This window comes from Streptomyces xylophagus (assembly GCF_000716435.1).
GTDB classification, from domain to species: domain Bacteria; phylum Actinomycetota; class Actinomycetes; order Streptomycetales; family Streptomycetaceae; genus Streptomyces; species Streptomyces xylophagus.
The window spans coordinates 300,766-317,637 of the sequence record NZ_JNWO01000008.1 but is presented as its reverse complement, the minus strand read 5'-3'; the positions used below and the strand labels follow the sequence as shown (position 1 = coordinate 317,637).

18 protein-coding genes are annotated in these 16,872 nt (G+C 68.8%); 8 read left to right on the top strand and 10 right to left on the bottom strand.

The genetic code is table 11. The features are described 5' to 3' along the window. Positions 1-52: 52 nt before the first annotated feature. Together OO70_RS21480 and OO70_RS21475 are read right to left on the bottom strand one after the other, a co-directional pair. Positions 53-922 (bottom strand): ABC transporter permease, encoded by an 870-nt coding sequence (locus tag OO70_RS21480; RefSeq protein ID WP_043673640.1) that lies wholly within the window; start codon positions 920-922, stop codon positions 53-55. After that, the gene (locus tag OO70_RS21475; RefSeq protein ID WP_043673637.1) at positions 919-1,920 is read right to left on the bottom strand and encodes a daunorubicin resistance protein DrrA family ABC transporter ATP-binding protein; all 1,002 of its coding nucleotides are present in this window, start codon (positions 1,918-1,920) and stop codon (positions 919-921) included. The genes OO70_RS21480 and OO70_RS21475 overlap by 4 nt, the downstream gene beginning before the upstream one ends. A gap of 85 nt (positions 1,921-2,005) precedes the next feature. Here OO70_RS21475 and OO70_RS21470 point away from each other — a divergent pair, with 85 nt between their 5' ends. Next, positions 2,006-2,788, top strand: coding sequence for a TetR/AcrR family transcriptional regulator (locus tag OO70_RS21470; RefSeq protein WP_043673634.1), 783 nt, complete (start codon positions 2,006-2,008; stop codon positions 2,786-2,788). Here the strand turns inward: OO70_RS21470 and OO70_RS21465 are convergent. Beyond that, positions 2,772-3,773, bottom strand: coding sequence for a hypothetical protein (locus OO70_RS21465; protein ID WP_043673630.1), 1,002 nt, complete (start codon positions 3,771-3,773; stop codon positions 2,772-2,774). The genes OO70_RS21470 and OO70_RS21465 overlap by 17 nt on opposite strands. A 118-nt stretch (positions 3,774-3,891) precedes the next feature. On the opposite strand from OO70_RS21465, the gene OO70_RS21460 reads away from it, so the two are divergent. After that, positions 3,892-4,632 carry an SGNH/GDSL hydrolase family protein gene (locus OO70_RS21460; RefSeq protein ID WP_051741488.1) on the top strand — a complete coding sequence of 247 codons (741 nt, stop codon included), beginning with the start codon at positions 3,892-3,894 and terminating at the stop codon, positions 4,630-4,632. Positions 4,633-4,645: 13 nt separating this feature from the next. Here the strand turns inward: OO70_RS21460 and OO70_RS21455 are convergent, their stop codons facing one another. Further along, on the bottom strand, positions 4,646-5,431 hold the full coding sequence (locus tag OO70_RS21455) for a Stf0 family sulfotransferase (RefSeq protein ID WP_043673625.1): 786 nt from the start codon (positions 5,429-5,431) through the stop codon (positions 4,646-4,648). Positions 5,432-5,480: 49 nt separating this feature from the next. Here OO70_RS21455 and OO70_RS21450 point away from each other — a divergent pair, with 49 nt between their 5' ends. Together OO70_RS21450 and OO70_RS21445 are read left to right on the top strand one after the other, a co-directional pair. After that, positions 5,481-6,041: a Uma2 family endonuclease gene (locus tag OO70_RS21450; RefSeq protein WP_043673622.1), complete on the top strand. Its 561-nt coding sequence runs from the start codon at positions 5,481-5,483 to the stop codon at positions 6,039-6,041. Between the two features lie 44 nt (positions 6,042-6,085). Then, entirely contained in the window at positions 6,086-7,078 is a 993-nt protein-coding gene (locus tag OO70_RS21445) for an aldo/keto reductase (RefSeq protein ID WP_043673619.1), read from the top strand. Between the two features lie 200 nt (positions 7,079-7,278). Here the strand turns inward: OO70_RS21445 and thpR are convergent, their stop codons facing one another. Further along, positions 7,279-7,833 carry an RNA 2',3'-cyclic phosphodiesterase gene (gene thpR, locus OO70_RS21440; RefSeq protein ID WP_043673617.1) on the bottom strand — a complete coding sequence of 185 codons (555 nt, stop codon included), beginning with the start codon at positions 7,831-7,833 and terminating at the stop codon, positions 7,279-7,281. 38 nt (positions 7,834-7,871) lie between these two features. Between thpR and OO70_RS21435 the strand changes: the two genes are divergently transcribed. Further along, the gene (locus OO70_RS21435) at positions 7,872-8,384 is read left to right on the top strand and encodes a GNAT family N-acetyltransferase (RefSeq protein WP_043673615.1); all 513 of its coding nucleotides are present in this window, start codon (positions 7,872-7,874) and stop codon (positions 8,382-8,384) included. Positions 8,385-8,427: 43 nt separating this feature from the next. Here the strand turns inward: OO70_RS21435 and OO70_RS21430 are convergent, their stop codons facing one another. Beyond that, on the bottom strand, positions 8,428-9,699 hold the full coding sequence (locus tag OO70_RS21430) for an MFS transporter (protein WP_043673612.1): 1,272 nt from the start codon (positions 9,697-9,699) through the stop codon (positions 8,428-8,430). 113 nt (positions 9,700-9,812) lie between these two features. Next, the gene (locus tag OO70_RS21425; RefSeq protein WP_019072529.1) at positions 9,813-10,250 is read right to left on the bottom strand and encodes a MarR family winged helix-turn-helix transcriptional regulator; all 438 of its coding nucleotides are present in this window, start codon (positions 10,248-10,250) and stop codon (positions 9,813-9,815) included. Between the two features lie 207 nt (positions 10,251-10,457). Here OO70_RS21425 and OO70_RS21420 point away from each other — a divergent pair, with 207 nt between their 5' ends. Next, a complete protein-coding gene (locus tag OO70_RS21420) occupies positions 10,458-10,640 on the top strand; it encodes a ribbon-helix-helix protein, CopG family (protein WP_063749734.1) in 183 nt (60 codons plus the stop codon). Here the strand turns inward: OO70_RS21420 and OO70_RS21415 are convergent. Further along, positions 10,633-12,027, bottom strand: coding sequence for an NCS2 family permease (locus tag OO70_RS21415; protein ID WP_043673604.1), 1,395 nt, complete (start codon positions 12,025-12,027; stop codon positions 10,633-10,635). The two genes, OO70_RS21420 and OO70_RS21415, sit on opposite strands and share 8 nt — an antisense overlap. Before the next feature lie 132 nt (positions 12,028-12,159). Between OO70_RS21415 and OO70_RS21410 the strand changes: the two genes are divergently transcribed. Continuing rightward, complete coding sequence (locus tag OO70_RS21410; protein ID WP_043673601.1) at positions 12,160-12,447, top strand: DUF2530 domain-containing protein; 288 nt, start codon at positions 12,160-12,162, stop codon at positions 12,445-12,447. A gap of 113 nt (positions 12,448-12,560) precedes the next feature. Then, positions 12,561-14,957 carry a cation-translocating P-type ATPase gene (locus OO70_RS21405; protein WP_043673598.1) on the top strand — a complete coding sequence of 799 codons (2,397 nt, stop codon included), beginning with the start codon at positions 12,561-12,563 and terminating at the stop codon, positions 14,955-14,957. 118 nt (positions 14,958-15,075) lie between these two features. Here OO70_RS21405 and OO70_RS21400 read toward each other — a convergent pair whose 3' ends face one another. Together OO70_RS21400 and OO70_RS21395 are read right to left on the bottom strand one after the other, a co-directional pair. Then, the gene (locus OO70_RS21400; RefSeq protein WP_043673595.1) at positions 15,076-16,011 is read right to left on the bottom strand and encodes a hypothetical protein; all 936 of its coding nucleotides are present in this window, start codon (positions 16,009-16,011) and stop codon (positions 15,076-15,078) included. Positions 16,012-16,155: 144 nt separating this feature from the next. Beyond that, positions 16,156-16,863 (bottom strand): calcium-binding protein, encoded by a 708-nt coding sequence (locus OO70_RS21395; protein ID WP_234336898.1) that lies wholly within the window; start codon positions 16,861-16,863, stop codon positions 16,156-16,158. Positions 16,864-16,872 lie beyond the last annotated feature (9 nt).

Below are 16,872 nucleotides of genomic sequence, written 5' to 3'. Positions count from 1 at the left end.
GTGGCCCCGCCGCAATCGGGGCCACCGCTCGCTCTCGTCCCACCACGAACGCCTACCGGCTGAGCCTGCCGAACCTCCGTACCGCCAACGGCAGGAACACCAGCGTCAGCGCGGCCGGCCACACCCCGGCGAGCAGCAGCGCGTGCTGCTCCGGCCACGACGTGCCCTGGCCGGTCGGCGCGCCGAAGAGTGCCCGGGTGGCGCCGGCCGTCGAGGAGAGCGGGTTCCAGAGGGCGGCCTGGCCGAGCCAGTGGGGCATCTGCTGCGGGGAGACGTAGATGCTGGAGATCATCGTCAGCGGGAAGACGATCGCGAACAGCCCGCCCACCTGCTCGGGCCCCGGCAGCAGCAGCCCGAGCCAGACACCCACCCAGATCAGCGCGAAGCGCAGCGACAGCAGCAGGACGACGGCCTTCACGAAGCCGAGGCCGTAGCCGAAGAGGGGGCCGGTGCCGAACTCCGGGCGCCAGCCCATGCCGTACGCCGTGGCCATCATGATGCCCAACTCGGCGCAGGAGACGACGAGATCGGTGGCACCGCGCCCGGCGACCACCGCGGACGGCGCCATCGGCATGGAGCGGAACCGGTCGATGACGCCCTTCTTGGAGTCGTTCACGAAGATCGTCGCCGTGGACACGAACCCCATCGCGACCGTCATCACGAACATCCCCGGCATCAGGAACGACTTGTAGTCCCCGCCGCCCGGCACCTGGATCGCCTTGCCGAAGACGTACCCGTACAGCAGCACGGACAGGATCGGGAAGCCCAACTGCCAGAGGATGCTGACCGGTTGACGCCGGTAGTGGGTCAGGCCGCGCCGAACGACGTTCCAGCAGTCGGCGACCGTCCAGAACAGCCGGCCGTGCTGCGGACGCCTGCGGTACGTCCGCCCGGTGCCGTCCGCCGTCGAGGCACCGCTCACGCCACCGCCTCCTCGATCTCCGGTTCCGGCGCCGGTTCTTCTTCCGTACGGCGGCCCGTCAGCCGGAGGAACACGTCGTCCAGGCTGGGGCGGCGCAGGCCGATGTCCTCGACCGGGATGCCGAAGTGCTGGAGGAACCGGGCGACTTCGGTCAGCGAGCCCACCCGGTCTGCGACGGGCGCGTGGACGCGCAACTCCGCGATGTCGGCCTCCGGTTGACCGCCGTACGCGACCCGCCCGACGGCCTGCAACGCGTAGGGGATGTGGGCGGGTTCGCGCACCACGACCTCGACGCGGTCGCCGCCGACGCGGTTCTTGAGGCCGTCGAGGGTGTCGTCGGCGATGGCCTTGCCCTGGTCGATGACGGTGATGCGGGAGGCCAGCCGGTCGGCCTCCTCCAGGTACTGCGTGGTGAGCAGCACGGTGGTGCCGTCGGCCACCAACTCCCGTACGGCTTCCCAGACTTCACCCCGGCTGCGCGGGTCGAGGCCGGTGGTCGGTTCGTCGAGGAAGAGGACGGCCGGGGCGAGGATCATCGACGCGGCGAGGTCCAGGCGCCGCCGCATGCCACCGCTGTAGCCGCCGGCGCCCTTGTCGGCGGCGGCCTCCAGGTCAAACTGGCGCAGGAGCTGTGCCGCCCTCAACTTGGCCCGCCTGCGCCCGAGATGGAAGAGGCGGCCGAACATCTCCAGGTTCTGCCGGCCGGTGAGGATCTCGTCGATCGCCGCGTACTGCCCGGTGAGCCCGATCCGGGAACGCACCTGGCGCGGCTGCCGAGCCACGTCGAGTCCGGCGACGGTCGCCTTTCCGCCGTCGAGCCGGACGAGGGTGGAGAGGATGCGGACGGCGGTGGTCTTGCCGGCGCCGTTCGGGCCGAGCAGACCGTGCACGGTGCCCTCACGGACGGCCAGGTCGAAGCCGTCGAGGGCGCGCTTGTCGCCGTAGCGCTTCTCCAGCCCTTCGGCCTCCACGACGTATCCGCCGTTGCCGTCGCCCATGAACCCTCCCTACCGAACTGCGTGCACCGTATCCGATTACGCGTACGGTGTACTCGGTTTTGGTCCATGGCCCTACACTCCCCCCATGGCAAGCAGCGGTCAGGAGTCCAGCGGCAGTGGTGACATCGCCCGCACCCTCGAACTGCTGTGGGACACCGGCCCACGCCCCAGCCGAGGCCCCAAGCCGGGCCTGACCGTCGACCGGATCGTGGACGCAGCGATCCGCATCGCGGACCAGGAGGGGCTAGACGCGGTCTCCATGCGGCGCGTGGCCACCGATCTGGGCACGGGCGCGATGTCGCTGTACCGGTACGTCCCCGGCAAGGCCGAACTCCTCGACCTGATGCTGGACCGCGTCCGCTTCCCGGACCGCCCCGCGCACGAGGTGCCCGCCGGCGGCTGGCGCACCGCCCTGGAGACCGCGGCCCGCGACGCCCTCGCCGTCCACCGCCGCCACCCCTGGCTGCTGCGCGTCAACCAGTCCCGCCCGCTGCTCGGCCCCCGCGCCCTCGCCACCCTGGAACACCTGCTCGGCCGCATCCGCCCGATGGGCCTGACCGACCCGGAACTCGTCTCGACGGTCGTCATGATCGACGGCTACGTCGTCGGCGCCGCCCGCACCCAGGTCCACCAGGAGGAGGCGGCCCGCAGCACCGGCCTGAGCGACGCGGAGTTCTACGGCGCCCAGGTCCCGGCACTGGAGAAGGCCATGGCGACCGGCGCCTACCCCACCCTCGCGTCCCTCTCCCCCGACACCTTCACGGCCGGCTTCGACCACTTCGAGTTCGGGCTCGGCCGCATCCTGGACGGGCTGGAGGTCGTGGTCCAACAGCGGTGCGAGGCAAGCGAGTTCAGCTACGACGCGTGAGGCGCCGTAGCCCGAACACGGCCCCGCAGACGACCACGACGGCGAGAGCACCCACCTTCACGTTGTTGTCGGAGCCGCCCCCGCCATCGTCACCACTCGCCGAACTCCCGCTCCCGGAAGGCGACTTGGACGAGGACGACGTGGCCCCCTCGGGTGCGTCCTCCGCCTGCACCGGGCTGTCGGTGCCCTCGCTCCCGTACATGAGCTTGGTCCCGTCGAGGGAGTAGCTGACGGACTCCCCCTGCCCCTGCAACGGCACGTCGAGGCGCCCCTCGCGCTTGATCTTGCCGCCGTTCCAGTCGTAGTAGATACCGCCGAAGTAGCCGCGTACGGCGAGCTGTTGGCCGTTCGGGGAGAAGGCGGCGTCGGTGGCCCAGAGGTCGACGGCGGCGATGGGCTTGAAGTAGTTGGTGCCGGAGGAGGAGAGGGTGGCCGGCCCTTCGAAGAGATGCCCGCCGTCCTCCTTCTTGTCGATGATGTACACGCGCCCGGTCTTGGGGTGCACGATCAGCGACTCGGCGTTGCGCGCCCCGTCCGAGTACTTCACGACGTACTGCTTGGCCCGGATCGTCTGGTCCTTGAGCACCTTCGGCTCGGGCAGTTTGTAGATCCAGACGTACGGCCAGGTCCCGTCGAGGTTGTCGCCGATGTCACCGATGTAGATCTCGTTGTGCGGCCCGATGGAGATGGCCTCGACGTCACGCGGCTTGCCGACCCCGCTGAAGGTGACCGTGGCGACCGTCTTGCCGGTGCTGCTGTCGACGGCGTAGATGTACGGGCCGTCGTCGCTGTCGTTGTGCGTCCAGTAGATGCCCGGGTGCAGGTGCGAGGCGGCGAGCCCGCTGGACTCGGTGATCCGGGAGTCCGTGATCGTGAACCCCTTGTCGCCCTTGCCGCCGTCGCCATCGGCGGTCGCTGCTGCTGCGGGAAGGGCGAGCGCGCCGACGAGGAAGCCGGCGCCGAGGAACGCGAGGAAGCGACGCATGCCCCAAGCCTGCCATCTCGCGCTGTACAGCACGGAGAGCGCCCCGGCGGGCCGGGCGTGGTGGGCCTCACACCGCACCCGTTCCGTCGATCGGTGGTTGATCGTCCATCATGAGCGGATGCTCAGGTTCATGCCCGTAGGCGACTCCATGACGATCGGGAGCGCGGGCGAACACACATGGCGTTACCGGATGTGGCAGCACCTGCGCGCGACCTACGGCGGCCCGTTCGCCGTGGTCGGCCCGCGCGAGACGCTGTACGACAAGGCCACGGACACGCCCACGTCGTACGAGTACGCCGACCCCGACTTCCCGCACTTCCACCTCGCCGGCTGGGGCGAGGGCTGGCTGCACATGGCTCCGCTGATCGGCGAGGCGGTGCGCGCACACCGCGCGGACGTCCTCCTCGTCTCCCTCGGCCTGATCGACCTGGGCTTCTACACGAACGCGACCCAGACCGCCGACAACATGCGGTCCTTCGTGGCGCGGGCCCGCGCCGCGAAGCCGTCCGTCCGCATGGTGTTCCTCCCGGTCATCCCGAACGTCCGCGCCCGGACGGACGCCCCCTTCGCCACCGAGGTCGCCCTCTTCAACGAACTCCAGGCGAAGGCGGTCGCCGACCTGGACGACCCACGCTCCCCGCTCCTCCTGGCCTCCCTCCCGGAGTCGTACGACGTCGACCACGACACGTACGACGGCACCCACCCGAACGCGGCCGGCGAGCACAAGATCGCGGGGGCGTTCGCGGGGGCGATGCATCAGGCGTGGGGGGTGGGTGGGGAGTACGGCGGCCCGGAACCGGTCGCCGACACGGAGCCCTTCCACCGGTCCTCCCATCGGCCCTCCCGCAGGCCCAGGTAGGGCCGCCCGGCGACTACCGATACCGGGCGATCCACTCCTCGTTGAGGCGATCGGCCTGGCGGTGGTGGCTGGGGGTGATGTGCCGTCCGGCGGGGAGCGCGAGGCCGAGGAAGTCGAGAACGCGGAGGGTGACGGCTTCCGGGTCTGCGGAGAGGTCCTCGTACCGGATGCGATGCGGCTGAACGCCGTAGCCCTCGAACCAGCGCTCCCACCCGGTGTTGTGCTCGTCGATGGTCCGCAGGATGCGGGTGAGGGCGTCACGGTCGAAGCGGGGCCGTCCATCTGCGGAGCCCTGACCTCCGCTGATCTCGCCCCTCCCACCGACGAACCAGACACCGGTCTGCTCGGCCCGCAGCCACGACACGGCCTGGGCGAGCGTGTCGTCCCGCCACAGCTGGACGAACCGCAGCCGCGTCCCGAACTCCCGCTCCAGCAACCGCAGTTCGTCCCCGGCGAGTTCAGGGTGCAGGCCCGCGAGCCGACTTGCGAGTTCGGCGTGCGTCCCCCACATCAGCTTGGCCCCGAAGACCCCGTTACCGGTCCGGCCCGCCACCAGCGCGGCCCGCACGAAGTCGCCGTAATCCAGGGCGCCTTGCGGTGCGTGCGCGATCCCCCACCGCTCGGCCCACGCCACCTCGTCCGGCGACCGGAAGTAGGCCTGGGGGTGCCCGGCGACGCCGGTGGAGTCGAGCAGGCCCAGGAGGAGGGAGCTGCCGGTTCGGGGGGTGGCGCAGATGAAGTACGAGTCCGTCGAATCATGATTGTCGATGGCGTGATTCCTGCGTCTCCCGGTCACCATGCGTGTCGTTGTACCGCACGGCTGCACTGATGAGGAGGGGAGCGCCACGATGACCGATGAAGGTGGCGAGCTGACACTGGACGTCATGTTCGAGCATCTGGAGAAGTTGCCCGTACCCGGGGGAACGAGGGTCGAGATCGTCGAGGGCAACATCTTCTTCTCGCCACAACGGGACACCCACTCGGAGATCATCCTGGACATCGTCGAACAGCTACGGGCCAAGTACCCCCGGAAGCGCGTGAAGTCCGACGTCCGTATCGACTACCCGGGTCACCTCAACGGATTCGCGACCGACGTGACGGTGATGGCCGAGGGTGCCGAGAAGACGGAGGGCGGGGGCTGGCGCCACCAGGACGTCGAGTTCGTCGCCGAGGTCATCTCCAAGGGCACCGCCGCCAACGACTACGGCCCGAAGAAGGCCGCGTACGCCCTCGCCGAGGTCCCCGTCTACGTCATCGCCGACCCCTACCAGGGCCGCTGCCACATCTACACCCACCCCAAGGGCGACGACTACACGACCGAGACGAAGGTCGCGTTCGGGGACGACATGGATCTCACCGGCACCGTGGTCGGCCTCACCCTCGCCACCGACGAGTTCCCCCGCGACTGACCCCCCTTGCATAGAGCACACTCGAAGTCGTTGGCTAGGTACTCATGAAGTACACGCAGCTCGGACGCACAGGCCTCAAGGTCAGCCGACTGGTCCTCGGCACGATGAACTTCGGTCCGCAGACGAACGAGGCGGACAGCCACGCGATCATGGACGCGGCGCTGGACGCGGGTATCAACTTCTTCGACACCGCCAATGTCTACGGCTGGGGCGAGAACAAGGGCCGCACCGAGGAGATCGTCGGCAACTGGTTCGCCAAGAGCCCCGACCACCGCGACAAGACGGTCCTCGCCACCAAGGTCTACGGCAACATGGCCGCCGACGGCGAGTCCTGGCCCAACCACGACAAGCTCTCCGCGGTCAACATCCGGCGGGCCGTCGACGCCAGCCTCAAGCGGCTGCAGACGGACTACATCGACGTCTACCAGTTCCACCACATCGACCGCGCCACCCCCTTCGAGGAGATCTGGCAGGCGATCGACACCCTCATCCAGCAGGGCAAGATCCTCTACGTCGGTTCCTCCAACTTCCCCGGTTACAAGATCGCCCAGGCCAACGAGATCGCCGCGCGCCGAGGCGGCACCATCGGCCTCGTCAGCGAACAGTGCCTCTACAACCTCGCCGAGCGCCGCGCCGAGATGGAGGTCATCCCGGCCGCGCAGGAGTACGGCCTCGGGGTCATCCCCTGGTCCCCGCTCCAGGGCGGACTCCTCGGCGGAGTCATCAAGAAGGAGGTCACGGGCGGCCGCCGGGCGAGCGGCCGAGCCGCGGATACCCTCGCGAACCCCGCCTCCCGCGCCCAGATCCAGGCCTACGAGGACCTCCTCGACAAGCACGGCATCGAACCCGGCGAGGCGGCCCTTGCCTGGCTCCTCACCCGCCCCGGCGTCACCGGCCCCATCGTCGGCCCCCGCACAGCCGAACAGCTCGACAGCGCGCTGAGGGCCGTAGAGCTGGACCTGACCGAGGAAATCCTCACCTCGCTGGACGAGATCTTCCCGGGACCTGGCCCGTCCCCGGAGGCCTTCGCCTGGTAAACGCCGTAAGGGCAAGCGCCCCTTCTTTTACGGGCGCGGGGAACTGCGCGATCAGCCACACTCGGCCCGCAGCCGACATACGACCGCAGTTCCCCGGTCCTCACTTACCAAGCGCCGCCGCAAGCCCCACGACAACGAACAACAACACAAGCGCACCGGCCATGATCCGGTTCCGGGTTTTCGGGTCCACGTACCCGAGCCTAACCGCCCGCCCCAAACCCCCAACGGCCGACCGCCTCGTACCGCGGCTGCTCCCCGGGAACCCCCGACCTCGGCAGGTTGCTCCGCACCAGCACCAACTCGTCCACCGTCCACGCCCGCCCCACGAAGCCGTCGAGCCGATCGAGATACGGCCGCACATCGACCGCCTCCCGGCTCCGCGCCACGGTCAGATGCGCGCGATACCGCCGGTGCTCCCCTGCCATCGCCTCCTCGCATCCCTCCGCCAACAGCCGCAGCGCAGCGACATCCCCCGCCACCCCCACCCACAACGCCCGCCCCTCCCCGAACTGCCCACCCCCACGCACCGCCAGCCCGAACGGTTCGGTCCGGCGCGCGGTCTTCTCCAGGCGGGCCGACAGTTCGGGTACGACGTCGTCGTCGACCTCGCCGTAGAAGGCCAGAGTGAAGTGCCAGCCCGGACGGCCCGTCCAGCGGAGCGCGTCCGCGCCCGGGAGGCTCCTCAACTCGGCCACTGCGGCGGCGAGTTCGGCGGTGACGTCCTCCGGGGGCAGCACGGCGGCGAAGAGTCTCATGAGCCCCAGCCTGCCACCGCCCCTGCCACTATGAGGACATGGCGATCAGCATCAGGGACGGTGGCGCGGACGACATCCCCGCGATACTCGGCATGCTCGACAGCGCGGTGGCATGGCTCGTCGCGCAGGGGCGTACCGGGCAGTGGGGCAGCACGCCGTGGTCGGAGAATCCGAAGGCCGTGGCGATGGTGGAGCGGTATGTCGCGCAGGGCTCGCCGTACATCGCCGAGGTCGACGGCGTCCCCGCCGGCACGCTCACCCTCACCGACTCCCCCGGGCCGTACATCGACGCCGTGGACGAGCCCGAGCGGTACGTCCATCTCCTCGCCTCCGACCGCCGGTTCAAGGGCTACGGCGTCGGCAGCGCGCTGCTCGCGCACGCGGCGGAGGTGACGCGGCGGGCCGGGATCTCCCTGCTGCGGGTGGACTGTTACGCGGGGGACGACCGCAAGCTCGTCGCCTACTACGAGGGCAACGGGTTCACGGCGACCGAGGCGTTCGTCGTCGGCGAGGACAAGTGGCCGGGACAGGTGCTGGCCCGGAGGGTGTGACACGCACGCCCTCCGGGCCAGTCACGCCGCACACCTACAACTCTCAGGCCGCCGTTGCCAGTTGCTCCCGCTCGCGCGGGACGAAGGCGACGCTCGGGTGGCCGTGGTTCCAGTCGAACGACAGGCGCAGGTCGCCGATGCGGGCCAGGATCACGCCGATCGTGGCCGCGGCGACGGCCGCGACGACGCCGCCCAGGGCGAAGCTCACCCGGGGGCCGTAGGCGTCCGTGATCCAGCCGACGATCGGTGCGCCCACCGGCGTACCGCCCATGAAGACCATCATGAACAGGGCCATGACGCGGCCGCGCATGGCCGGGTCGGTGCCCATCTGGACGGCGGTGTTGGCCGTGACGTTGACCGTCAGGCCGGCGATGCCGATCGGGATCATGAGCAGGGCGAACAGCCAGTACGAGGGTGCTACGGCAGCCACGACTTCCAGCAGGCCGAAGGCGGCCGCCGCCGCGATCAGGACGCGGAGGCGGGTCGTGCCGCGACGGGCGGCGAGCAGCGCGCCGACCAAAGAACCGACCGCCATCAGGGTGTTGAAGAGGCTGTAGGCGCCGGCGCCCGCGTGGAAGATGTCGTCCGCGTAGGCCGACAGCCACACCGGGAAGTTGAAGCCGAAGGTGCCGATGAAGCCGACGAGGACGATCGGCCAGATCAGGTCGGGGCGGCCGGCGACGTAGTGCAGGCCTTCGCGGAGCTGGCCCTTGCCGCGCGGGGCGCGCTGGACGGAGTGCAGGTCGCGGTTGCGCATCAGGAGCAGGCTCGCCAGCGGCGCCACGAACGAGAGGCCGTTGAAGAGGAACGCCCAGCCCGTGCCGACGCCGGTGATCATGACGCCCGCGACGGCGGGGCCGACCAGGCGGGCGGACTGGAAGTTCGCCGAGTTCAGGCTGACCGCGTTCTGCAGCTGCTCGGGGCCGACCATCTCGGAGACGAAGGACTGGCGGGCCGGGTTGTCGACGACCGTGGCGAGACCCACGGCGAAGGCGGCGACATACACGTGCCAGACCTGGACATGGCCGGAGAGGGTCAGGAAGGCGAGGGCGAGGCCGGTCAGGGCCATCGCGGACTGCGTGACGAGAAGGGTGGGGCGCTTGGGCAGCCGGTCGACGAGGACACCGCCGTAGAGCCCGAAGAGCAGCATCGGCAGGAACTGGAGGGCGGTCGTGATGCCTACGGCGGCGGAGGAGCCGGTGAGGCTGAGGACCAGCCAGTCCTGGGCGATGCGCTGCATCCAGGTGCCGGTGTTGGAGACGACCTGGCCGATGAAGAACAGCCGGTAGTTCCGGATCTTCAGCGAGCTGAACATCGAGGACTTGCCGGGGGTGTCAGGGGTGGGCGGGGAGTCGGGGGTGGCTGGCGCGGGTGCGGAATCTGCTCCGGGTCCCGAACTCAAAAGTGTCGCCTCCTACATAGACGGACTTACAGGTGTGCGAGTTTCTCCAGCACGGGGGCGGCGGCGACGATCTTCGCCCACTCGTCCTCGTCGAGGCCGTCGACCAGGCCGGCCAGGAACGCGTTGCGCTTGCGGCGGCTCTCTTCGAGCATCGCCTCGGCCTGGGGGGTCTTGGTGACGACCTTCTGGCGCCGGTCCTCGGGGTGCGGCTCCAGCTGGACCAGGCCCTTGGCCTCCAGCAGCGCCACGATGCGGGTCATCGAGGGCGGCTGCACATGCTCCTTGCGAGCGAGCTCGCCAGGAGTCGCGCTGCCGCAGTTGGACAGGGTGCCCAGCACCGACATCTCGGTGGGGCTCAGTGACTCGTCGACCCGCTGGTGCTTGAGTCGACGGGACAACCGCATCACGGCTGATCGCAGGGAGTTCACGGCGGCAGCGTCGTCGCCATGGGTAAGGTCCGGCATGTTCTTTAGCGTAACTCATTACTCTCGCTAAAGACCAATGGCGACACGCCGAGATGCCCGTGACCCTGGACACTGAACCTGGGGGCCTGGGGGCCTGGGGGCCTGGGGGCCTGGGGGCACCCCCCAGCAAACATCGCGTCACCCATATGAGTGATACCGGCGCGGAACGTCACCCATCGCCCGGAAGCGCCCCGGACCCTCGTGTTCATGGGGACCAGCGTGCTCAGCCTGCGGATAGACGGGGAGCTGCTCGAACGGCTCCGACACCATGCGGCCAAAAGGGGAATGAGCGTCCAGGACTATGTGGTCCGGACGCTCATTCGGGACGACTTCGACGAGCGGTTCCAGACCGCCGTGGAGGAGACCGACAAGTTCTACGGGGTCACGTGAGACCCAGCGCCGGCATCAGGTAGTAGAACCCGAACACCGCCGCGACGACGTACATCGGCACCGGGACCTCCCGGCCCCGGCCCGCCACCAGCCGTAGCACCACGAACGTGATGAAGCCCATGCCGATGCCGTTGGTGATCGAGTAGGTGAACGGCATCATCACCATCGTGATGAAGGCCGGGATCGCGATGGTGTGATCCGCCCAGTCGATCTCCTTGACGGAGCCCGCCAGGATCAGGAAGCCCACCGCGAGCAGCGCGGGGGTGGCCGCCTGGGACGGGACCATCGTGGCGATCGGCGTGAGGAACAGCGCTACGGCGAACAGGGCGCCCGTGACGACGTTCGCGAAGCCGGTGCGGGCGCCCTCGCCGACGCCCGCCGTGGACTCCACGAAGCAGGTGGTCGCGGACGAGGAGCTGGCGCCGCCGGCCGCGACCGCGATGCCGTCGACGAAGAGGACCTTGTTAATGCCGGGCATGTTGCCCTGGGCGTCGGTCAGCTTGGCCTCGTCGCTGATGCCCATGATCGTGCCCATCGCGTCGAAGAAGCACGACAGCAGGACCGTGAAGACGAAGAGCACGCCGGTCAGTACGCCGACCTTGTCGAAGCCGCCGAAGAGGCTGAATTTGCCGATCAGGCCGAAGTCCGGGGTGGCGACCGGGTTTCCGGGCCACTTCGGGGTGGTCAGGCCCCAGGAGGGGATCGTCGCGACCGCGTTCACGATCACCGCGAGGACGGTCGTCGTGACGATGGAGATCAGGATCGCCCCAGAGACCTTGCGGACGATCAGCGCGAGCGTGAGCAGCACGCCGATGACGAAGATCAGGACCGGCCAGCCGTTGAGGTGACCGTCGGCGCCGAGCTGGAGCGGGACGGTGGTCTGGGCGGCGTCCGGGATGCGGGTGATGAACCCGGAGTCCACGAGCCCGATCAGCATGATGAACAGGCCGATACCGATCGAGATGGCCTTGCGCAGTCCGTACGGCACGGCGTTCATGACGCGCTCGCGCAGCCCGGTGGCGACCAGCAGCATCACGACCAGGCCGGCCAGCACGACCATGCCCATCGCGTCCGGCCACGACATGCGCGGCGCGAGCTGGAGGGCGACGACGGAGTTCACACCGAGTCCGGCGGCCAGCGCGATCGGCACGTTGCCGATGACACCCATGAGGAGGGTGGTGAAGGCGGCGGTCACGGCGGTCGCGGTGACCAGCTGGCCGTTGTCGAGGTGGTGCCCGTACATGTCCTTGGCGCTGCCGAGGATGATCGGGTTCAGCACGATGATGTACGCCATCGCGAAGAAGGTGGCGAATCCGCCCCGGATCTCACGGGGGAGGGTGCTGCCCCGTTCGGAGATCTTGAAGTAGCGGTCGAGGGCGGTCGGCATTGGATGTTCCTACGAGCAGAAGTGGACAGACAGAAACCGTTTCAGTATGAACATATGAAGACGTCAGGCGCTATCTCCGCGCGTAGACAGACGGAGATCCACGGGTCTTGTCCCGCCTCGTAAGCTGGGGGCATGGCGAAGTGGACACCGACACACGAGGCACCGGAGCCCCTGGAGGGCCCGATCGTCCCGACCATCATCGGCGGCACGATCCTCTGGTTCGTCCTCTTCCTGGTACAGCTCCCCTTCTACGGCTGGTTCGACGACCACGGTCACCTGTGGTGGCTGTGGACCTGCCTGGCCGGGAGCGGGCTGGGCCTCATCGGCATCTGGTACGTCCGCGGGCGGGACGCGGCGCTCAAGCGGGCGGCGGCCGCGGGGAGTCCGGAAGCGGAAGGGTCGTCGGCTGCTGCCGAGTAACGACACCCCCGTACAACCACGGCATCACTCCACCCCGCCCGCCGTCCTCCCCTGGTCGGATCTTCCGGGCACTCGGCGGGTGAAGCCGTAAATCCGCACGTACCGTCGAATGCATGACGCACACCGACGCGGGCGCCGAACTCGATCCTGTGCACCCCGTGCCCATTCCGGCGCGGCGGGCCCATGGACTCAGCACCGCCGAGGTCGCCGAACGGGTGGCGCGCGGGGAGGTCAACGACGTCCCGGTGCGCAGCAGCCGCTCCCTCGGCGAGATCGTCCGCGCCAACGTCTTCACCCGGTTCAACGCGATCATCGGCGTGCTCTGGCTGATCATGCTGTTCGTGGCGCCGTTCCAGGACAGCCTGTTCGGGTACGTGATCATCGCCAACACCGGGATCGGCGTCATCCAGGAGTGGCGGGCGAAGAAGACCCTCGACTCCCTCGCGGTGATCGGCGAGGCGAAGCCGACGGTACGGCGTGACGGGGCCGCCGTGGAGGTGAGCACCTCCGAGATCGTGCTGGGCGACCTCATCGAGATCGGGCCGGGTGACAAGGTCGTCGTCGACGGCGAGTGTGTCGAGGCCGACGGGCTGGAGATCGACGAGTCGCTGCTCACCGGTGAGGCCGACCCGGTCGTCAAGCGGCCGGGGGACGCGGTCATGTCCGGGAGTTTCGTGGTCGCCGGCGGCGGCGCGTTCGAGGCGACGAAGGTGGGGCGCGAGGCGTACGCCGCCCAACTCGCCGAGGAGGCCTCCCGGTTCACGCTCGTCCACTCCGAACTGCGCACCGGTATCTCCACGATCCTCAAGTACGTGACGTGGATGATGATCCCGACCGCGATCGGCCTGGTCATCAGCCAACTCGTCGTCAAACAGCACGGGTTCAAGGACTCGATCGCGCGGACCGTGGGCGGGATCGTGCCGATGGTGCCCGAGGGGCTGGTGCTGCTCACCTCCGTCGCCTTCGCGATCGGCGTCATCCGGCTTGGCCGGAAACAGTGCCTCGTCCAGGAACTGCCGGCCATCGAGGGCCTCGCCCGCGTCGACACGGTCTGCCTCGACAAGACGGGCACGCTCACCGAGGGCGGCATGGACGTCACCGAGTTGCGTCCGCTCGGCGGGGCCGACGAAACGTACGTACGCAAAGTCCTCGGCGCGCTCGGCGAGTCGGACCCGCGGCCGAACGCGTCGCTTCAGGCGATCATCACCGCCTATCCGGACAGCGAGGAGTGGCGGTGTGTGGAGTCGCTGCCGTTCTCCTCGGCGCGCAAGTACAGCGGGGCGTCCTTCAGTGAGGGGAACGGGGAGTCGAGCACGTGGCTGCTCGGGGCGCCCGATGTGCTGCTGGGTGCGGATGATCCCGCACTGGAGGAGACCGTGCGGCTCAATGAGCAGGGGCTACGGGTGCTGTTGCTGGCCCGGGTCGCGGGTGAGCTGGACGATCCCGAGGTCGCGCGGGAGGCCGAGGCGACCGCGCTGGTGGTGTTGGAGCAGCGGTTGCGGCCCGACGCGGCCGAGACCCTGGCGTACTTCGCCGAGCAGGATGTGCACGCCAAGGTCATCTCCGGGGACAACGCGGTGTCCGTGGGCGCGGTGGCCGGGAAGCTGGGGCTCACCGGGCAGGTCGTGGACGCCCGTCAACTGCCTTCGGATCAGCAGGAGATGGCCAAGTCCCTCGACGAGGGCACGGTGTTCGGGCGGGTCACCCCGCAGCAGAAGCGGGACATGGTGGGGGCGTTGCAGTCGCGCGGGCACACCGTCGCGATGACCGGGGACGGGGTGAACGACGTACTCGCCCTGAAGGATGCCGACATCGGGGTCTCGATGGGCTCCGGGTCCGAGGCCACGCGGGCGGTCGCGCAGATCGTGTTGCTCAACAACAGCTTCGCTACGTTGCCTTCGGTCGTTGCCGAGGGGCGGCGGGTCATCGGGAACATCACGCGGGTGGCGACGCTGTTTCTGGTGAAGACGGTGTACTCGGTGCTGCTGGCGGTGCTGGTGGTGTGCTGGCGGGTTGAATATCCCTTCCTGCCGCGGCACTTGACGCTGTTGTCGACGTTGACGATCGGGGTTCCGGCGTTCTTTCTTGCGCTGGCGCCGAACAAGGAGCGGGCGAAACCCCATTTTGTGCGGCGGGTGATGCGGTATTCGATACCGGGTGGGGTGATCGCCGGGGCGGCGACCTTCGTGACGTATCTGATCGCCCGTCACCAGTACACGGGGAAGGGGTCGTTGGCGGCGGAGACCAGTGCGGCGACCCTGACGCTGTTCCTGATCTCGATGTGGGTGCTGGCGATCATCGCGCGGCCGTACACGTGGTGGCGGGTTGCCCTGGTGGCGTCGATGGGGGCGGCGTTCGTGGTTGTGCTGGTCGTGCCTTGGCTTCAGCACTTCTTCGCGTTGAAGTTGGTGGGGGTGACCATGCCGTGGATCGCGGTGGGGATTTCGGGGGTGGCGGGGGTTTTGCTGGAGGTGGCGTGGAGGTTGGTCGATCGGCGGGGTGTGGCGTGAGTGTTTTTCGGCTGCGGGCCGGTGGGGGCTGGTCGCGCAGTTCCCCGCGCCCCTGAAAGCCAAAAGCAGCGACCCGCGCCCCCGTTTTCAGGGGCGCGGGTCGCTGCCTTTGCTCTGACTACTTCACGTCGACGTAGTCGCCCGTCGCGTTGATCGGGGCGGTGGTTGCCGTGCCCGCGAAGCTGTAGCGGAAGTAGCCGTCGACCGTGGCCTTGACGGTGGTCTTCAGGCTGCCGTTGGACGTGGTCTTGATGGTCTTGACCGTGGTGTAGGTCGTGGCGTTCTTCTTGCGGAACTGGAGCTTCACCGGCTGGGTGGAGTAGCCGGTGTAGTTGTCGCCGTCCCAGTTGGCGCGGGTCAGCTTGCCGGTGACCGTGATGGTCTTGCCCTTCTTGACGGGCTCCGGGGCGGCGTTGACCGTCAGCTTGGACAGACGCGTGACGTTCGGGGAGGCGAAGGCGCCCTGCTCGGCGACGCCGACCTTGGTGATGTCGAAGGTGGAGCTGGTCGGGTCCTGGCCGTTGTACGCGATGGCCAGGGCGCCGGCCTTCCAGGCACCGGCGTCGACGTTCGACAGGTCGCCGTCGGCCGGGCGGATGTCGATCGTGGCCTTGCAGGACTCGGTGGTCGCCGAGGTGACGGTGCAGGTGCCCGGGTTGTCACCGAAGAGCATGTTGGTCGGGTCGGTGAACGAACCCTTGTAGAGGAACGGGCCGCTGTCGAAGTCCGACGCGGTGACGTCGACGTCGGCGCCGTGCGTCAGCGTGTAGGTGACCGGCACGGAGACGTGGGCGGCGGCACCGACCACGATCGGCTTGCCGCTGTGCACCTTGACGTTGGAGAAGGTGACGTCCAGCGCGTACGGCTCGTCGTCGGCGGCCGTGGAGCTGCTGAGCGCGGCCTTGCCGGAGGCGGCGTGGGCGGCCGCGATGACCTTCGCGACGTCCGAGCGGTACGAGCCGGCGTCGGAGCCCGCGGCCTGCGCGGCCGGTACGGCGAAGGCGGAGAGAACCAGGGCGCCGGATACGGCAGCCACGGTGGCGCTTATGCGCATGCGTTCCCCAAGTGGAGAAAGGGGGCCCCGGCGCGCTGGTCGTTCCGAACGGCTCGTCGTCGGCGCCGGGGGCCCAAGTGATGGCGGAGCCTGTTGGCTCACGTGAACTGATTCACGACCAGTGGTGAAGGTTGTACGCCCGAATCAGATTTTTGTACGGGGATTGCGAACCGATACCGTGGTCGTCAGGCTGCCGTTGGAGCTGGTCTTGATGGTCTTGACCGTGGTGTAGGTCGTGGCGCTCTTCTTGCGGAACTGCAGCTTCACCGGCTGGGTCGAGTAACCGGAGTACGTACCGGCGTCCCAGTTGGCGCGGGTCAGCTTGCCGGTGACCGTGATGGTCTTGCCCTTCTTCACGGGCTCCGGGGCGGCGTTGACCGTCAGCTGGGAGGCGCGCTGGACCTGGAAGGTCTTCGCGTTGTCCTTCTGGACGTAGTCGGCGTCCTTGCCCGTGGCGATCGCCCAGACCTTCCAGCCGCCGGCCACGGCGTTGATCAGGTTGTGGGCCGGCTTCATGTCGAAGGTCGACTTGCAGGTCGACGTCGTGGCGTCGACCTTGGTGCAGGTGGCGCGGCCGTCGCTGCTGTTGGCGACAGCGCCGCTGTCGGACGAGTCGATGGTGGCGCCGTGGTACAGGATCGCCTGCGCCCAGTTGACGCCCGAGGCGTCCTTGACCGTGAAGCTGACCGTGATGGTCTTCTTCGCGGTCGCGCCGACGACTACCGGCTTGCCGCCGTTCACCACGACGCTCGAGATCGTGGTGTCCCCCTGGCCGTCGTCGGCCTGCGCGGCAGGCACGGCGAGAGCGGAGAGGGCCAGGGCGCCGGTGACAACGCCGAGGGTGGCACGCATGCGCATGGA

Excerpts from the sequence above, each read along its gene's own strand:
- OO70_RS21425 (WP_019072529.1), bottom strand. The coding sequence starts at position 10,250 with ATGCCGGACCTTACCCATGGCGACGACGCTGCCGCCGTGAACTCCCTG.
- OO70_RS21465 (WP_043673630.1), bottom strand. The coding sequence starts at position 3,773 with ATGCGTCGCTTCCTCGCGTTCCTCGGCGCCGGCTTCCTCGTCGGCGCG.
- OO70_RS21395 (WP_234336898.1), bottom strand. The coding sequence starts at position 16,863 with ATGCGTGCCACCCTCGGCGTTGTCACCGGCGCCCTGGCCCTCTCCGCT.
- OO70_RS21470 (WP_043673634.1), top strand. The coding sequence starts at position 2,006 with ATGGCAAGCAGCGGTCAGGAGTCCAGCGGCAGTGGTGACATCGCCCGC.
- OO70_RS21405 (WP_043673598.1), top strand. The coding sequence starts at position 12,561 with ATGACGCACACCGACGCGGGCGCCGAACTCGATCCTGTGCACCCCGTG.
- OO70_RS21415 (WP_043673604.1), bottom strand. The coding sequence starts at position 12,027 with ATGCCGACCGCCCTCGACCGCTACTTCAAGATCTCCGAACGGGGCAGC.
- OO70_RS21400 (WP_043673595.1), bottom strand. The coding sequence starts at position 16,011 with ATGCGCATAAGCGCCACCGTGGCTGCCGTATCCGGCGCCCTGGTTCTC.
- OO70_RS21455 (WP_043673625.1), bottom strand. The coding sequence starts at position 5,431 with ATGGTGACCGGGAGACGCAGGAATCACGCCATCGACAATCATGATTCG.
- OO70_RS21445 (WP_043673619.1), top strand. The coding sequence starts at position 6,086 with ATGAAGTACACGCAGCTCGGACGCACAGGCCTCAAGGTCAGCCGACTG.
- OO70_RS21410 (WP_043673601.1), top strand. The coding sequence starts at position 12,160 with ATGGCGAAGTGGACACCGACACACGAGGCACCGGAGCCCCTGGAGGGC.
- OO70_RS21435 (WP_043673615.1), top strand. The coding sequence starts at position 7,872 with ATGGCGATCAGCATCAGGGACGGTGGCGCGGACGACATCCCCGCGATA.
- OO70_RS21430 (WP_043673612.1), bottom strand. The coding sequence starts at position 9,699 with ATGTTCAGCTCGCTGAAGATCCGGAACTACCGGCTGTTCTTCATCGGC.
- OO70_RS21450 (WP_043673622.1), top strand. The coding sequence starts at position 5,481 with ATGACCGATGAAGGTGGCGAGCTGACACTGGACGTCATGTTCGAGCAT.
- OO70_RS21460 (WP_051741488.1), top strand. The coding sequence starts at position 3,892 with ATGCTCAGGTTCATGCCCGTAGGCGACTCCATGACGATCGGGAGCGCG.
- OO70_RS21475 (WP_043673637.1), bottom strand. The coding sequence starts at position 1,920 with ATGGGCGACGGCAACGGCGGATACGTCGTGGAGGCCGAAGGGCTGGAG.
- thpR (WP_043673617.1), bottom strand. The coding sequence starts at position 7,833 with ATGAGACTCTTCGCCGCCGTGCTGCCCCCGGAGGACGTCACCGCCGAA.
- OO70_RS21420 (WP_063749734.1), top strand. The coding sequence starts at position 10,458 with ATGGGGACCAGCGTGCTCAGCCTGCGGATAGACGGGGAGCTGCTCGAA.